At 44.1% G+C, this 16,501-nt stretch carries 14 protein-coding genes; 5 read left to right on the top strand and 9 right to left on the bottom strand.

The features are described from left to right. Nucleotides 1-87: 87 nt before the first annotated feature. From EXU57_RS00300 to EXU57_RS00280, 5 genes are all read right to left on the bottom strand, one after another. A complete protein-coding gene (locus tag EXU57_RS00300; RefSeq protein WP_133266170.1) occupies nt 88-1,182 on the bottom strand; it encodes a mandelate racemase/muconate lactonizing enzyme family protein in 1,095 nt (364 codons plus the stop codon). A 402-nt stretch (nt 1,183-1,584) separates the two neighbouring features. Next, nucleotides 1,585-1,911, bottom strand: coding sequence for a rhodanese-like domain-containing protein (locus EXU57_RS00295; RefSeq protein WP_133266169.1), 327 nt, complete (start codon nt 1,909-1,911; stop codon nt 1,585-1,587). A 126-nt stretch (nt 1,912-2,037) separates the two neighbouring features. Continuing rightward, on the bottom strand, nt 2,038-2,466 hold the full coding sequence (locus tag EXU57_RS00290) for a hypothetical protein (RefSeq protein WP_133266168.1): 429 nt from the start codon (nt 2,464-2,466) through the stop codon (nt 2,038-2,040). Nucleotides 2,467-2,578: 112 nt separating this feature from the next. After that, nucleotides 2,579-3,217, bottom strand: coding sequence for a response regulator transcription factor (locus EXU57_RS00285; protein WP_133266167.1), 639 nt, complete (start codon nt 3,215-3,217; stop codon nt 2,579-2,581). A gap of 10 nt (nt 3,218-3,227) precedes the next feature. Further along, on the bottom strand, nt 3,228-5,426 hold the full coding sequence (locus EXU57_RS00280; RefSeq protein WP_133266166.1) for a PAS domain S-box protein: 2,199 nt from the start codon (nt 5,424-5,426) through the stop codon (nt 3,228-3,230). Between the two features lie 306 nt (nt 5,427-5,732). Between EXU57_RS00280 and EXU57_RS00275 the strand changes: the two genes are divergently transcribed. The 4 genes from EXU57_RS00275 (at nt 5,733) to EXU57_RS00260 (ending at nt 11,135) form a co-directional block, all read left to right on the top strand. Next, nucleotides 5,733-6,257, top strand: a complete 525-nt coding sequence (locus EXU57_RS00275) for a DinB family protein (RefSeq protein WP_133266165.1) — start codon at nt 5,733-5,735, stop codon at nt 6,255-6,257. A 211-nt stretch (nt 6,258-6,468) separates the two neighbouring features. After that, the gene (locus EXU57_RS00270; RefSeq protein ID WP_133266164.1) at nt 6,469-6,756 is read left to right on the top strand and encodes a hypothetical protein; all 288 of its coding nucleotides are present in this window, start codon (nt 6,469-6,471) and stop codon (nt 6,754-6,756) included. A gap of 761 nt (nt 6,757-7,517) precedes the next feature. Next, a complete protein-coding gene (locus tag EXU57_RS00265; protein WP_133266163.1) occupies nt 7,518-8,816 on the top strand; it encodes a nucleoside hydrolase-like domain-containing protein in 1,299 nt (432 codons plus the stop codon). Nucleotides 8,817-9,482: 666 nt separating this feature from the next. Continuing rightward, complete coding sequence (locus EXU57_RS00260) at nt 9,483-11,135, top strand: murein L,D-transpeptidase (protein WP_165957981.1); 1,653 nt, start codon at nt 9,483-9,485, stop codon at nt 11,133-11,135. A gap of 239 nt (nt 11,136-11,374) precedes the next feature. On the opposite strand, the gene EXU57_RS00255 is transcribed toward EXU57_RS00260, so the two are convergent. Genes EXU57_RS00255 through EXU57_RS00245 form a run of 3 tightly spaced genes read right to left on the bottom strand, consistent with a single transcriptional unit; the run spans nt 11,375 to nt 13,516 of the window. Beyond that, the gene (locus tag EXU57_RS00255; RefSeq protein ID WP_133266161.1) at nt 11,375-11,998 is read right to left on the bottom strand and encodes a hypothetical protein; all 624 of its coding nucleotides are present in this window, start codon (nt 11,996-11,998) and stop codon (nt 11,375-11,377) included. 18 nt (nt 11,999-12,016) lie between these two features. Next, nucleotides 12,017-12,943, bottom strand: coding sequence for a hypothetical protein (locus EXU57_RS00250; protein WP_133266160.1), 927 nt, complete (start codon nt 12,941-12,943; stop codon nt 12,017-12,019). Between the two features lie 21 nt (nt 12,944-12,964). Beyond that, nucleotides 12,965-13,516, bottom strand: a complete 552-nt coding sequence (locus EXU57_RS00245; RefSeq protein ID WP_133266159.1) for a hypothetical protein — start codon at nt 13,514-13,516, stop codon at nt 12,965-12,967. A gap of 731 nt (nt 13,517-14,247) precedes the next feature. On the opposite strand from EXU57_RS00245, the gene EXU57_RS00240 reads away from it, so the two are divergent. Further along, on the top strand, nt 14,248-14,724 hold the full coding sequence (locus EXU57_RS00240; RefSeq protein WP_133266158.1) for a pyridoxamine 5'-phosphate oxidase family protein: 477 nt from the start codon (nt 14,248-14,250) through the stop codon (nt 14,722-14,724). Nucleotides 14,725-15,252: 528 nt separating this feature from the next. Here EXU57_RS00240 and EXU57_RS00235 read toward each other — a convergent pair. Continuing rightward, entirely contained in the window at nt 15,253-16,443 is a 1,191-nt protein-coding gene (locus tag EXU57_RS00235; RefSeq protein WP_133266157.1) for an AGE family epimerase/isomerase, read from the bottom strand. Between the last annotated feature and the right edge of the window lie 58 nt (nt 16,444-16,501).

Genomic DNA, 16,501 nt, shown 5'->3' with positions numbered 1-16,501 from the left:
CACCATATTTGTTTGGCGCTATGTAATATTTACAAGGTCAAACGCAAGCGGGGTTAAAGCGACCATTACACTCCTAAGCGGTCACTGCTAGTGAACATTGATCGCTTCCAATTGGTCATCGATGAAATTGAAACCCCATCCGGGCCGGTTGTGTGGGTATGCAAAGCCATCTTTTACGGTCATCGGCTGATCAATCAGCGGATCGATCCAGTCAAAAAATTCAACCCCGGCACCATTTGGAATTGAACAGACCAGTGGCACATCATAGTCTTTGTAATAATGGGGCAATATCGGCAGTTTATGACAGTTGGCCAGTGCGGCACTTTCGCGCCAGGCTTCCACCCCACCAATACGCAAAATGTCGGGTTGCCATATGTCGATCGCATTACGTTGAATCAATGCTACCAATGGCAGGGTATCAAACTCCCTTTCGCCCATAGCCAGGGAAATACCGGTTTGCTCCTTTAATACCTGGTATCCGTCGAAATGCTGGTGGTCAAGTGGCTCCTCAAACCAGTAGATGCCAAGTTCATTGGCTGCGTTTGCCAGCCGGATCGCTGCCGGTAACTGCATGCCCTGGTTTGCATCCATCATGATATTCAGGTCGTCGCCTACTGCTTCCCGCACCCTTTTTAAACGCTGCACATCGGTTCGCCAATCGGAAGAGCCGACTTTTATTTTTACTGCCTGGAAACCCCTTTCTTTATAGCCGGTAACTTCGGTAATTAACTCATCCGTAGTGTAAGAAAGCCAGCCGCCGCTTCCATAGATAGCGCATTTCTCGTGGTGCGAGCCAAACAATTTCCAAACAGGTTGCTCCAGTGTTTTTGCCCAGGCATCCCACATGGCAATGTTTACCGCAGCCTGTGCCCAACGGTTGATCCCGTTGTTACCAAAGTATTCCGCATCATGACTGTGCATCCGGAAGACCTTTCCGGTCTCGAAAGCCTCGTAACCAATTGTGCCTGGCAACAAGTCCTTTAAAGCACCGAGGATTGCATTTGGGGAATACTGGAACGACAGCAGGTAACTTTCACCAACAATACCGTTTTCAAGTTGCAACCGCAATACAAGAAATGAAATCTCGTATAAGGTATGGGTAGCATCAGCAATCGGCTTTTTCAACCTGGCCTTTGCTTTATAAACTTTATAGTCGTGTATTTTGGTAGAAGATATACCCATGTTCGCTTTGGTTTAAGTAAGTGCCTGATCGAGCCCGGTGTAGCGGCAAACACAGCGATGGACCCGCAAAAGCAACCAATACGCATAACGTGCTTACCGGGTGTAAATTCAGACAAAACGGGCTCAACGACAAATTTAGATTAAACAAGCTGCGAAGGTAGTAAACAGAGTTTGGAGGTATGCTGCCGGTCATGAGAGGCATTGTTATACCACGAATGCCACAACAGCACGCTTGCCTGACCATTACCACGAGTGAACCGTTGAGGAGAGGTGATTTGGATAGTTGTAGTGCTGTTTGGCTTGCTGGATTTATGAAAAGGCTACACAGAAAAATTTGCTGTAATGGGGCCTGCGGGAAGAGAGAGACTCGATGTTAAGATGTTAGCCAGGTTGAGGTTCGGGTCAATTCGATTTGCTGTAATAAGCGAATTCGTTACGAAATCGTCGCCAGTCGCCACCGTTGAACACCACCAGGCCTCTGCGGTTTAAAACTTTACATGCCAGGTTACTTACTTCGTCTGAAGTGCTCAGCACTACTATGGTTGCAGGCATCTTTTGTAATGACTCAAAAAGCTCATTGATCATATCTACCGGAACACTGATTGCCTCTACAAGGTGGGCTTGCTCATAATCCTCTTTTAAGCTTACATCAATTAAAATGGAGTTAGCTGGAAATCCATACTTATCCTTGCGATTCCGACGAAACAATCTTATCCATGCCCTCTTCATTTCGCTTGTATAATGGTTGATTGCTTAAATTGTATTGTTTGCAATAGCTTGCAAATGGATGTTGGCGATAAAAAAAGGGAGTTGTGGCTAACCCCAACTCCCATGTTAAAATTTAAAGGCTTTTAATCAGGAAATTGGATTTTCACGGTATTCGTCTTTCAAGGATGTATATATTGTTCTGATAATTTCTTCAACCTCGTTGGTTTGCGAAAATGTATCGAGAAGGTGGTCGATTCCAATTTGCCGGCACCACTCGCGATAACTGTCGTGCAGATAAACTGAGAACAACGTTAAAGCGCACTTAGAGCGGCCACAAGCAATAGCAAGATTGGAAAGTTCCGGTTTAGAAACATGGTTGGCAAGTATGACCAGTTGAACGGCCTGATCGTCCAGGATTGCTGCACTTTCATTTACCTCGGCACATCTATAGACCCCTGCAACCCAATCCAGGTTGCTCAACCATTCCGCCATCCGTATGGAAGTGATTGCAGAACGATCTATCAACAAAACAGAAATGCCTCTTTTCATTGCTGGTGCAAAAGAAAACCAATTCATCTACCCGGGAGGTAGCAGAAAAGCAATATTGTAGTAGTAGTATTTCAGGTGCTTTGTAGCAGATCAACTACAAACTGCATCATGGAAAAGGAAACGTACGTGGTAACATATCCTACATGCGGTCATCCAGTTTATGATCAATTACGTAAACTGTTAGCGCAGCGGTGTTGGTGACTTCCATTTTCGAAAATATGCGCGACCTGTACGTGCTGATAGAAGAAACACTCAATTTTAGCACAGTAGCAATTTCACCAATAGACTTTCCTGCTGCAAGAAGTTTCATGACTTCAAACTCCCTGTTGGAAAGGTATTCATGTGCTTGCTTTCGTTGTTCCTTGAAAAGGTAATTGGTCATGGTTTCTGCTACAGCCGGACTGATATATTTTCGTCCGGACAGAATTTGCTGGATTGCATGAATAAGCTGAACAGGTGCAACCTCTTTGTTCAGGTAACCTGAAGCACCGGCCTTTAGCACCCTTACTGCATATTGTTCCTCGGGGTACATACTCAATACCAATACGGGCAGGTGTGGTTTGCTCAGTTTAATTTGTTGTAATGCATCGAGCCCGCTTCTCCCGGGCATCGAAATGTCGGTTATCACGATATCCCAGTTTTTGCTCACAGCTCTTTCGATCAACTCTTCGGCCGAAGAAGCTTCTTCTATTTGGGCGTTCGTGAATTCGGCGGTTAATATTTGTATGATGCCTTTTCTTACAATGGTATGATCATCAGCAATTAAAATCTTTATCATAAGTCTACGATTAACTGACTGGCACCAACACGGTAATGGTCGTGCCTTTACCCGGTTCACTTGAAATATTATAATCCCCGTTCACCATAAAAACCCGTTCTTTCATACCGATCAACCCCAAAGTTTTCTTCTCGCGGATTGTCTCCAGATCCATACCTACACCATTGTCGGTTATCGTAAATTCGAGATGGTTGTCTTGCTCAAGTAGTTGCGCGCAAACACTTTTTGCATGGGAATGTCGCAATACATTGGTAAGGCTTTCCTGGAAGATCCTGAATAAGGTGATATCGATCTTCTTGTTATTGATGTTCCTTTTCAAAAAAGATTTAACCCCACACACGATACCTGTTCTTTTCTGAAATTCCATGGCCTGCCATTCCAATGCATCAACAAGCCCAAAATCGTCCAGGATGCTTGGTCGCAAGTCAGAAGAGATTTTTCTCACGGTCTTGATGGTGTCGTCAACCATCTGGAGCAGATCGGGAAACTTCTTCTGAACTTCATTTGCCGAGGATGGCAGGTGATTCTGTAACCAGGATATATCCAGGCGTATACCGGTCAACCGTTCACCCAGCTCATCATGAATTTCACGGGCAATATTTGCACGCTCCTCTTCACGGATTTCCTGCAAATGTGCCGACAACTGCCTTAATTGCTCATTTTTTTCCCTGAGCTCCGCCTGGGCAATCTTGCCCGGGGTGATATCATGAACCGATCCTACCAGGCGAATGCAGTGCCCCCGCTCATCATAAACAGGGGTAACGTTAACAAGACCAGTCTTTACTCCTGCAGGATATTCCGTTTCCTCCTCCCATGAAACGGCCTGGCCGGTTTGGATGGCCTCCCGGTATTTCTCCATTACCAGTTCCGACGATGGAGATGGGATAACCTCTTCAACAAACTTGTTTAGGATTCGTTCTGCCGGTAAACCGGTCGCCTTTTTGAAAGCTTCATTTACAGAAATAAACCGGTAACGTTCGCCATCTACCTGTAGCAGAAAGAGAATATCGGTTCCTGAATTGTAGATGAGTGATAACTGATGTTCGTTTACCTTTAGTGCCTCTTCTGCTTTTCTCCTTTCTGTGATGTCTTGCACCAACGACATACAAGAGATGATCTTTCCCTCGTGGTCCGTTAATACCGAACTATACCATTCACAAAATATTACGTTGCCATCCTTTGTATAATTTTTATTTACCCCCTTGAATGTTGCCGTGGCACCCTTGAAAAGTTCCCCGATAACATTGTTTACGTCCGTTACATCTTCTTCGTGAACGAGCTTTAGTTCCTCGATCGACTTTCCTTGTGCCTCCTCCTTACTCCAGCCAAAAATGCGCTGCGCTTGTTCGGACCACGTGGTGATAATCGATTCGGTATCCCACTCTACTACGGCTAAAGGTGAATTGGTAAGGTGTAAAGAAAGGCGCTGGGAGCTTAACCTTGCCTGTTGTTCTATTAGCTTTTGCTCGGTGATATCCCTAAAGAAAATACTCAAGCCATCAGGAGACGGGTAAATATGATTTTCAAACCAGCGGTCATAGGGTGGATAATAATCTTCGAGCCGGATATAAGCCTGCTTCTTCATCGCTTCATGATAAGCGTGGTAAAAAGGGAGCCCGACTCCTTCCGGGAATTCAGTCCAGATATGCTTACCCAACATAAGGGCAGGATTTCGGTGAAAAATCTCACCTGCCTTCCTGTTCATGTAGGTATAACACATGTTCATATCAAGGGCGACAAAGGCATCAGTGATCCGTTCAAATATGCTGGTGAGTTGTGCAGATTTGTTAATCACTTGTTCTTCCAGCGCAGAGTTAAATTGCTTCAGGTGTTCCTCCACCATTTTCCTGTCTGATATATTCTGGTGTATGGCAACATAACCAATGATTTCGCCCCTTGGTCCTTTCAACACCGTAATGGATGCATGGATGTATAATGGGCTTCCGTCCTTATCGAAGAACTCGTAATCGCCCTTATGATAACCATCTCTCTGAAGGGCCTCTAACTGAAGTGATCGTTCCAGTTTTGAAATGCTGCTTCTCAGGAGTAAACCAAGCGGGGTGCCAATGACAGTTTGCGCTTTGTACCCGTACAATCTTTCTGCTGCGGGGTTCCAGCTGGTTATTACAAACGACTCGTTCGTTGAAAAGATAGCATCGCGTGCCTGCGTAACAATCTGACGGAAGTCGATTGCATCGTTTTTGTTCATATATGTTGAGTAGAATATGCTAAGCTCTAAAGGTACCTGAAAACAGAAGTAGAACCCCACATTCTACCTGGCCCTTTCTTGGAGTATTGATTGGAAGACATCCGGTTGGAAGATTTTGAAGCTAACGCTTAAATCAATTATAGTTTACCTTGTAAAATGTCGTCCCTGAAGGCGCTTTCGAAGTTCCTGCAAACAACACTTTGAGCTAATGAGCAAAACTGAACCAGGTGCCATAGAATAATGCATGCCTTGCCCGGTTGCATAAGCTGATGGTCACCTGTTTGAAAATTTTCTAAACTTATCACTATGCTGTTTAACCTGGCCCGTTCATTAGAAATCCTTGAACGCACCCCCGCTGTACTGCTATTAATGTTGCAAGACCTTGCTGCTGAATGGACATCTGCCAACGAAGGGCCGGGTACCTGGAGTGTTTATGACATCGTTGGGCATCTTATTGAAGGTGAAAAGACGGATTGGATCCCAAGGATGGAGATAATTCTTTCAGATCAGCAGGATAAAACATTCATCCCTTTTGACCGCTTTGCCCAGGTTAAGGCAAATAAAAACAGATCACTGGCAGAACTATTGAGCGAGTTTGCAGCATTGCGGGCTAAAAATTTAGAAATCATACACTCACGGCACCTTACCGGGAAAGATTTTGAACGAACAGGAGTTCACCCCGACTTCGGGCCGGTCACCTTATCGCAATTGCTTTCAACATGGACGGTACACGATCTAAATCACATTGCACAAATCTCCCGTGTAATGGCAAAGCAATATGCAGCTGCGGTTGGACCCTGGACTGCGTATCTGAAAATTTTGCAGCAATAGCCTATATTATCGCTTGAACAACATGCAAACACAGGTCTCAAGGGGGTTTTGTCAGCTTCATTTTATATCTTTAAAAAACCAGCACTTTGGGTTAGAACTACGGAAGACATCAATTTATCCTTACTGTAAACGCACGCCAGGGAACGGGGAATAAAACACTGTTAAAGTAGTTTCATTACCTGGCTACTTAGGCTAAATAAATATCTGAAGTATGAAGATCGGAACCGTTGTCACATGGAGTTTTTTAGTTGGTTTTCTCACGATAATCGCAGGCGCATACCTGAGAATCTTACATCGTGAAGGAACTGACTTCTTGTTGGTTACCGGGCTTCTTGCTTACCTCGTATTCATCGTTTCCGCAATCTACGAGGTACGCACGTCTAACCGGATCGACTCCAGGGCAAAAGCTTTGTGGACCATCGGCTTTATCACGATGAGCAGCATTACTGGTATATACTATATGTTAATTGGAAGGAGAAAAGTGGCTGACCTTTCCTGATAAATTTGCTTCCCAGTCCAGGCTGCAAACCGTATGCGTCGGGCCAGATTTACGATGACCTTCACGGTCATAAACCAGCACGTTGCAGTTTGTCAATTCACCAGGGCTTGCGGGAAATCCCGCCAAAGATCAACACATCTAACGCCATCATGCAGGAACACCATCGTTGGCAAAGCTCATCTATAATCCTGTGCTCTGCCACTATTCCTGCGGCCATAATTACGATCTCTTCCTCATAGTTCACCCTTGTTGTACGCCCGTTTTATGGCTGCTTAATAAGTCAGTAATTGTTGGAGCAACCACGTAAGCATTGCCGCTATCCCCGCAATCGCGCATCATAATGGGTACTACTCGATGACAAAACCTGATGTTTATGATACCATAGGCCCGCTTTGTCCCGCGTAATTTCATAAACTTGTGAATGCGCAAATGTTCAATGTTGTTCAGCTTGACGATTACCGTTACTTCAATGCAAACCCAATGAATTAGCTATCCGCCGTGCAAGCCAAATTGGAGCAGGTAAGCGCAATTGTTGATACATTTGAGCACAGGTAATCCCTCGCCTTCTTCTGCCCATTGATCATAGGGCCTGTTCAATTACGTCTATGGCAGCATAGCATTCAAACTACCCGGTATTGTGTCCCTTGCTGGGGTAGACCTCTGGGGCAACAGGGTTAACTATAGGTAATTGGCTGTTTAGTAAGGCACTGTTTGGTAGGAGCAGAGCAACTAAAAAAACAGCATCTTAATTCCGCATAAGCATGGAAAAACTGATTGTTCTCCTAACTAGCCTCGTTTGTATGTTGGCAACAGTTGCGCAAAAGCCAGTTCCGAATAAGCCCCGCATACTTATCAGTACCGATATTGGTGGCACAGATCCCGACGACAACCAGTCGATGATCCACTTTCTTATGTACAGCGATAAGTTCAACACCGAAGGACTCATTTCATCTCCTTCTTATGGTTTTGGCTCAAAGCAAAACCTACTTGATATGATTGCGCTATACGAGAAAGACTTACCCAAATTGTTACAACATAGCAGGGACTTTCCCAAGCCGGATGCCTTACGCGCAATATGCAAACAAGGTCGTCAGGGCGCCGCCCCATTTGCCGGTTACACCAGCGCTACAGAAGGTTCTGATTGGATCATTCGATCAGCCAGGAAGAAGAGCAAACCGCCATTATGGGTGTTGGTCTGGGGCGGCCTTGATGATCTTGCCCAGGCCTTACACGATGCCCCAGACATCCGCAGCCAAATAAAAGTTTATTGGATCGGTGGACCCAACAAAAAATGGAGTGCCAACAGCTATGCCTACATTGTAAAAAACTTTCCGGACTTGTGGTTTATCGAAGTAAATTCCTCCTACTACGGTTTCTTCTCCAACAGCGGAATGCCGGACAGTGTAAAAACAACGAATTACTACAGTGAGTACATCCGTGGTGCGGGTTACATGGGAAAAGATTTTGTAAACTATTACCGGGGAAACGTAAAGATGGGCGATACCCCTTCCCTGCTATACATGATGGATGGAAATCCCGACAACCCATTAAAAGATAGTTGGGGTGGCAGCTTCGAAAAGTTTAATCATAGTTCACGGCAAATAATCAATCGCACAACATCTCTTGCCGATACGGTAACGGTTTGCTCAATTCTCGAGTTTCATTTCAAAGGACCCCGGGTAAGTATCGCTGCAGACTCTACTTGCTTCACGCTAAATGTAACCGCCGGTATTGGGGAACAAAAATGGGCAGGCTATTACATGGGCGATGGCAATTATGTGGTCAGGTATGCCCCCAAACAATCGGAAAATCTTTCCTACACGGTTAGCTCTGCTATCCCCGGTTTTCCAGAACAACCAGGTCAGTTGGTGGTAGATAATCAATGGCCTGGTAAATCCAGGAAAACAGATTACCCTCTTGGCGCGAACTGGTACACCGATCGGAGCAACCCTTTGTTGTATGATGGCAAAATCCAGGGCGGGATAACGGTAAAGCAATGGCGGCAGCAGGTTTTACAGGACTGGGCAAAGCGGTGGAGCTGGTTAAAAGCAAAACAGTAATCGTCGACAATAAAATAGCAATTGTATCAGGCACTATGGCTAAAGCAAGCATTTAAATGAGCGCTTATAAAGATAAAGCGGGTTGAGCGATGCAGCGCAAGTGGAGTTTTTTGTGGGTCATCGGTAGTTCCCTGATGTTTCATCGTTGCGACGCTCCGTTTAACTGCAACGCTCCGGTAGAGCAGGTTTTCAGATCTCCATTTGTCCACGATCCTATGCATTATTCCAATAGTATGGTCCACCATTCCGAAATCAAACAGCTGAACCCCGCAGCTTAGGTAAAAGACCTTTTAAGGCAACAATTATCAAGTAAGGCACATCATGGATAGGGCTCCAATAACAATTGCAGAGATCGTGGGTGCTTACTGTCCTGATTGATATCGGCGCTATCTAAATGCGTGTGGCAATAAGGCCTGCAATATATAACGAGCCGAAACGATCATTTGAAGCACGGGCATGCCACTTTCATAAGATCGTGCTAAAGTGTTTGACTCCGGTTGATGCACGGTTTTATCGGCTCGGCTTTTCGTAAATTGCACATCATCACCGTCATGCGACATTTCCGGGCGATAGCACTGGTTATTAATTTTATGCTGATTAATGGTGCCAATGTGATTTAGTTCATTCTGATGTTTCCAAAGTAAATGTTGAAAAACTTGTATGCTAATGGCAAACATTCCTGTTGCACCGGATAAAGTCATCAATAAATCCATTACCAAAATGACAAAACTGAGGTATATCCATATTTTTACCACTATTTCACTTTCCATCCTATTGACAGTGGCATGTAATGAACGGCAAGCACGGCCTTCAATAACTCCCCGTGATACCACCATCAATAAGTCAAACGCTTACACCCCGGTATTTATTGACAGCACTATCCTGGAAAATTTCCTCGATAAAAACGTACCATCCGATAGTATCAAAAATCACATGCGGAGCTTTTACAATGCCCGTAACTACAGTACCGCATGGTTTGATGAAAACGGGCTTACAAGCCAGGCGCAGGGATTTTGGTATGCGCACAATAACGAGGCCCGCCAAATTGCCGACAGCGGCATTTACGATAGGGAACTCCACGAGTTAATTGACACATTATTGACAAACGATAGTTTGATCATCAGCCAAAACAAGGCGAGTGCTTCAGTTGAACTCCGTTTTACCATGCACTTTTTTGAATATGTCGACTTCGTTTATGGGGGCAAGGTTGATCCCGCAACGGTTCAATGGCATATTCCAAGGCGGAAATTAAAAGCTATTGCACTACTCGACACCGTGCTTTCCGGCAGAACAGGTGAATGGAAACCACTTAACAAAGCTTTTCAAGGGCTGCAATCCCAACTGTTCCGTTATCGTAAAATTCAACAACTTGGGGGATGGGGCGAGATACCCGTTAGTAAAAGAACACTGGGGGTTGGGGACGATGATCCGTCTATCATCCAATTGAAAAAACGCCTGAGTTCCTCCGGCAACTACGCAGGCAGTGATACCTCGTCAACGTATTCAGAAGACCTGGTGCTTGCAGTAAAACAGGCAGAACGAACTTTTGGGTTCAAGGAAGATGGAATAATAAGAACCGAACTAATCAGCGCACTAAATGTTCCGGTCGAACAAAGAATCAGGCAAATGCTTGTCAATCTTGAAAGAATGAAGTGGATGCCCGAATTGCCCGAAAATTATTTATTGGCTAACATTCCTGAGTTTAGGCTACACATCATCGAAAATAGAAAATGGGTTTCGGGGATGGACATCGTTGTGGGTAAATCAGCAAACCGCACCGTTATATTCTCAGATAAACTAAAATATGTTGTCTTTAGCCCATACTGGAATATTCCGCAAAGCATTGTAAGAAATGAAATACTACCGGCGATAAAACGTAACGGGGGGTATTTAGCCAGGAATAATATGGAAATTACCGGTTACAGCGGAAACCTACCTGTTGTACGTCAAAAGCCAGGCAAAGGAAATGCGTTGGGTAAGGTCAAATTTATTTTTCCAAATAAATACAACATTTACTTTCACGACACGCCATCCAAAAGCCTGTTCAATAAACAACAGCGAGCCTTTAGTCATGGTTGTATCCGGTTGCACAAACCTTTTGATCTGGCTGCATACCTGCTACGGGATCAATCCGAATGGACCCAGGAAAAGATAAGGTCTGCAATGAACCAAACAACTGAAAAGTGGGTGGAACTGGATAAACCAGTTCCGGTATTCATCACTTATTTTACCTCATGGGTCGACCATGAAGGCATTATACACTTTGTTGACGACATCTATAATCACGATAAAGACCTGGCCGGTCACTTGTTTGGATAAACAACGGCTATAATCAGTAAAATGCAGTAACTGTACTCCTACTCAAAAAAGGCACAAGAAGAAAATTTAGCTCTTTTAGGAAATCTGAACCTATACAAATAACCAAACGAACAGATAAACTGTTACTCCCGATCTTATCAAGCATATGTGAACTGCATCATCTTGCCGGGTGCACATGAGCGGGCATATCTAACCATCGATGACAAGTCCGATAAAATCGTTCCGGCATGAGGCACTGCTTACAGGCGAAGCATTAAACCGGCTGACGGGGTAACAATTGTTTTTTCGTAATCTATTCCGTGCGCAAAGTTTACGTTGATGATCAAAGCAACAGCACTAAGGTTGAAATTGAAACCAACAGTAGTGGAATTGTACTTTAATGATTTTGCGTCGAGGCGTATATCACCATTTGCCCCTGCAATAGCCTGCCCTTCGAAATGCTGTTGACCCACACCTGTGCTGAGGCGCAATACCTCGCCGATTAATAAGCCCCCTTCTAACTGGTAAAAATTATTCAGCTTTGCCTGGTTAATCCTGGTAGTTACATATTGCTGATCTGAAAAGATTTTTTTTATTGTCGACTCATTATTAAATCCGTAAGCGCCAAATCCTGCTAACATTGTTCTACGCCCGTTTTTATCCCGTAAAATGGTCAATCCTAACAATCCATTTATTTGCCAGTTTACGCGTTCATTTTCAAACTCACCAAAATTACGGTCGCCCTGTCCATAATAATAATTGGCCGCAGCTCCCAATGAAACGGCAATGGTGCTTTTTTGATTTTCCGTTTTATTGTCCTGGGCAAAAAGCGGGTAATTTGCGATTAGCATGATTACACCAATTGAAAGTATACGTTTTTTCATATTATCGATTTATAGCTGTTATTGTAAATTAATTATTGCACCTAATTGTATTAAAGAAGCTCCCGCACCTACATCAGCGAACAAACCATAAGGACCGCCAAAAAAGTAATCTGCACCAACCCTTGCAAGAATTCCCAACCCGGCAGAACGGCTGCCGGAACTCACCAACAAAGTTTGATTGCTGGTAAGTTTCAGTTCGCTTTCGGTACGTACATTAGACGTGTTGATGCCGAGTCCCAGGATCACATAAGGTCTTAGATTAGCATAGCTTGCCTTGCTACTGTATTTACCGTAGAGCGAAAAGGTGAAAATGTTTTCTTTTAAATTGCTTACACTTTGTATGCTGTCGTATGTACTAAATTCCTGTTTCGAGAATTTCTGCGATCCAAACGCCATTTGTAAACCCAGCCGTAAGTCTGTGCGATACCGGGTGTCATAAGCCAGTGCAATAACTGGTGAAGCGCTCGTCTTTGCATAGTTATCGGCTTTTGCAACTTTTGTATAGCCGCTTATAAAACCAACTCCAATACGAAAGCTATTTTCTTTGAACAACAACACTTCTCTGTTGATCGGATAGTCATTCCAACGGTCTCTTCTGGCATCAACTTTATTGCGGAGTTGGTTATTTGGCTCAACCATCACCGGGCTCATGTATTCTTTAACCTGGTTCCTATAGCTAATCGCATACACATCAATACGCGGGATGGTATATACGGGCCCATCTGGTATGTCGGTACGTTGGTATTTAATTACCTGGAGCCCTAGCTCTTTTACAAGACCATGCAAGATTTCTCCATTATGCAGGATTATTACGTCGAAGCCGGAGTTAGAGGTTTTCACAGCAGCGGGTAATGAGTCCAAAGGTTTCTGGCTGGTTTGTGCATGCGTTTTTCCTGATGTTAGCACAAATGCTATGGTAATAATACTTAGGTAAATATATTTCATGAATAAGGTTTAATGTGTGAATTAGTAGCTTACGTCCGTCAATGTGCCACTGGTAATGGTCATTTTCCTGGTAGTATCACGCGCATCACGAAGCATGATCTGAAAGGTTCCGGCGATCAATCGTTCACTAGTACTTTGTTTGGTGATTTTCAGTGTGGAAAACGCGTTATCATACATCTGATAGAATGCGAGGCTGGCATTGTCCATATCATAAACCTGCACTTCTTTTAGCCCTTTGTCCCCGGTGTAAGCTGTTTTGTATTCCCCTGTAAAAACCTTCTGCTCCTTGGTGTCAAACACCATCACAATTTGAAGGTTTCTGTTTTTATCGTCTACACCAAATGCCTGTAATGTGTACCTGTTGTATAATGTTCCCGGAATAAGGGGATCAGCAGGATAAACAACTGCCTGAGTGGGCGGAGAAATGTCGTACGTTTTAGCCTTCCATGTTGAAGATGAGTCGTAATTGAAGCTCATTGAAGAATGCCTGACTACCTGGAAGGTTGTTTTTTCAGGGGTACAACTTAGAACAGTAACAATCGCAATAAAAAATAATTGTAGCGTTTTTTTCATTCAATACATTTAAGGTGAAGAATTCCTGCAAACAATTTTTATTTGTTGACAAAAGCTTTTTACAGGTATACAATCAGTTTCACCTCAGTGTCCTAAAATCATACCTTTAACCCGACTATTCAAATGAAAGCCGGATCTGAGCCGGCCCGGATATGGGGCATCTGCGCAGCTTTAAGACTGTGGATAGCGTGAAAGTCTTCGGTTATGGCACAATGCTTTTCTAATAAATAATTGAAAAATGAATTGAAGATTTAGAAATTAGATATTTTTTTTGGAAGATTTATTTGCTTTTGCCGACATTCTTACCCACCTTCTATAAAAGTCATTGTTAACGAACTCACCGCCCAAAGCGCCTTTTTATTCCTGAATCCCTAACAAATTAATTTTAGCGGGAGCAGCTTCCAGCTTGAATAATTATGCAAGCCTTGTGTTTTTATCTGGTGTATTGCATTGTAAAAAAAGCTATGTAACACATTATTCGTAATCCAGGTACCTTACGTATACAAATACATACTACTATTTTGATCGACAACAACAAGTGATTTATATACCTGCTGATTTTCTAATACATTAACAAGCATCGCAAGATTAATTACATAGCATTAGCCTAAAGAACGTTTTGGCTACTACCTGCTATATGCTGCAGCAGCTGGGAAACAAGGGTCATTTATCAGGATGATGGTGGTCATATGTCGCAGTCGCCTGACAGGCTATTTTCACAATAAAAACCGATGATAGGAAAATTAAACAGTACCGAAATTGAAGAGGTTCTTCGCGACCAGGTCATTGGAAGGATCGGCTGTCACGCTGACCAGGTCACTTATATTGTGCCGATAAGCTATTCTTACGACGGAACATTCATTTTCATTCACAGCAAAGGCGGGATGAAGATTGATGCAATGAAAAAAAACCCAAATGTTTGTTTTGAAGTAGAAGCCTTTGAGAATATGGCCAATTGGAGAACGGTTATATTATGGGGCACGTTCGAGGAGATTACCAATGCGGGGGATCGGAACCAGGCGTGGCAAGCTTTACTACACAGAACATTGCCACAGGAAACCAGTGAAACGGTTCAACTCTCACGCGATCTGGCAAAGTTGGTAGCAGCCTCGCATGAAAGCGATGGAAACGTTTACCGGATCAGGGTAGCGGAAAAAACGGGAAGGTTTGAAGATGCACAGGCAATAGACATTAAATTGTACAATTAGTACTGACCGGGTAAAATCTTCTTTTCCCTGCTTCATGAGCTCGGTAAAACTGGCTTCAAGGTAAATTGCACTTTGCGCACTCCTCTTCAACCAGCGGAGCTGGTTACACCAGTCTGCCGATGATCAAAAAACTGAAAGCCGGTCCGTTTCAGCAATGCTTCAATGGTAGAACGAAGACATATTGCTGAACATTACACATTGCGGGTCCGTTACAAACCATGAAGGTATCGTTGCTTTGTTTGAAAGTCCGCTATGTTTCGTGCATTATGTTGGCGTGGGAAGTCAAACAATAGCGTCATTGTTATCGGATCTGTATTAAACAACATGTTTCCGGCGCTTGAAGATCAGGAACCGATCTGGCAATATTACTCACCTCGGTATGTTCGCTGGAACACACTAGCGAGCGGGTGAGTCCTGACGGTAACATGGTTGCTAATCCAGCTGGATGACCGGCACCCATCAGCTCATTACGTTAATTAGCTATAGACCCGACCTTTTCCTAAGCATACAAGTTAGCACCGGACTTTCTTATGACTTTATGCGCGAGATAATCTCCATACAAGCCCTGCTGTTATGATAAGGGCACTTCCACATGCCAACTTTGTCTTCCCCCTTCATAATTGCGTTATTTGCGTCTACCCCCCAATACCATTCACCTTCCGGGCTCAAAAGGTGTTTCTTTATAAATTGCCAGCTGCCCTGCGCTTTTTGCAGGTAGTCCTCTTGACCAGTGATTTGCCATACATTGTAATAACCAACCATTGCTTCCGCCTGGGGCCACCAAAGCTTTTCTTTTCCCAAGTGCTGATCATCAAAAGTGTATTCGAGCCACAAACCCCCGTCAACATCTAATCCGCGGCTTGCAGCATTAGCAACCTCAACACACCGGGCTTTCACAACTTCAGCAAGTGCCGCATCCTGGATGATCTCAGCCGCCTCCTGTATCAGCCAGGCGGCTTCAATGTCGTGCCCGAATGATTGGGTATTCCCCTGGGGTACCCATTGCTTGTTGAAAAACAGGCTGAGGTGATTACCTACCGGGTGTATTATCTGGTTTAGGAAGAGCTTAATAAGTTCAACAATCCTTTGTTTCAGGTCTTTATCGGGCCAGATACGGTAGAGGTTTGCAAAGGCCTCCAGTACATGGAGGTGTGTGTCCGTCGACTTATTTTCATTTGCATCCTTATGGCTCCCTGGCAGTCCCTCCAATTCCTTCCACTCCCTCGAGAAAGCTTCTGTATAACCTCCGTACTGACTGTCGCAGTTATGTTTTACTACTACATCATACAACCGCATCGCGAGTTGTTTTGCCTGCTCTTCTTCTGAGGCGCGGTAATATTCACTTAAGCCATAAATGGCAAACGCGATAGCGTAGACCTGCTTTGTTGTATCTAAAGGCTTCCCCTCGAAGTCAACCGTCCAGAATACACCGCCATACCTTTCATCAATGAAATAGTTGACCATGTATTTATAAGCCCGTTCAGCTAATTGCAGGTATTGTGCTTTTTTGTTGATGTTGTATGCGGCGGAATAACTCCAAAGTATCCTGCTGTTCAGTACCGATCCTTTAGGGGCACGGGCATCCACCTGGTTGTCGTTACTGATCTTGCCAGCGAACCCGCCATGCTTAAAGTCAACGGCATAATTCGACCAATAGGTTAAAATCCGATCCAGTTCCTGTTGAACCTCTATCTTAAATGCGGGTAATGTTAGTTCCATGTATTTGCGTTCGGGTGTGTTCAATACATCATCGATACGTTGGTAAAATCCCGGTCGC

Origin of the sequence: Segetibacter sp. 3557_3 (assembly GCF_004354985.1) — a bacterium.
Lineage (GTDB): Bacteria > Bacteroidota > Bacteroidia > Chitinophagales > Chitinophagaceae > Segetibacter.
The sequence above is the reverse complement of the archived record's forward strand: the minus strand, read 5'-3'. Positions and strand labels throughout refer to the sequence as shown.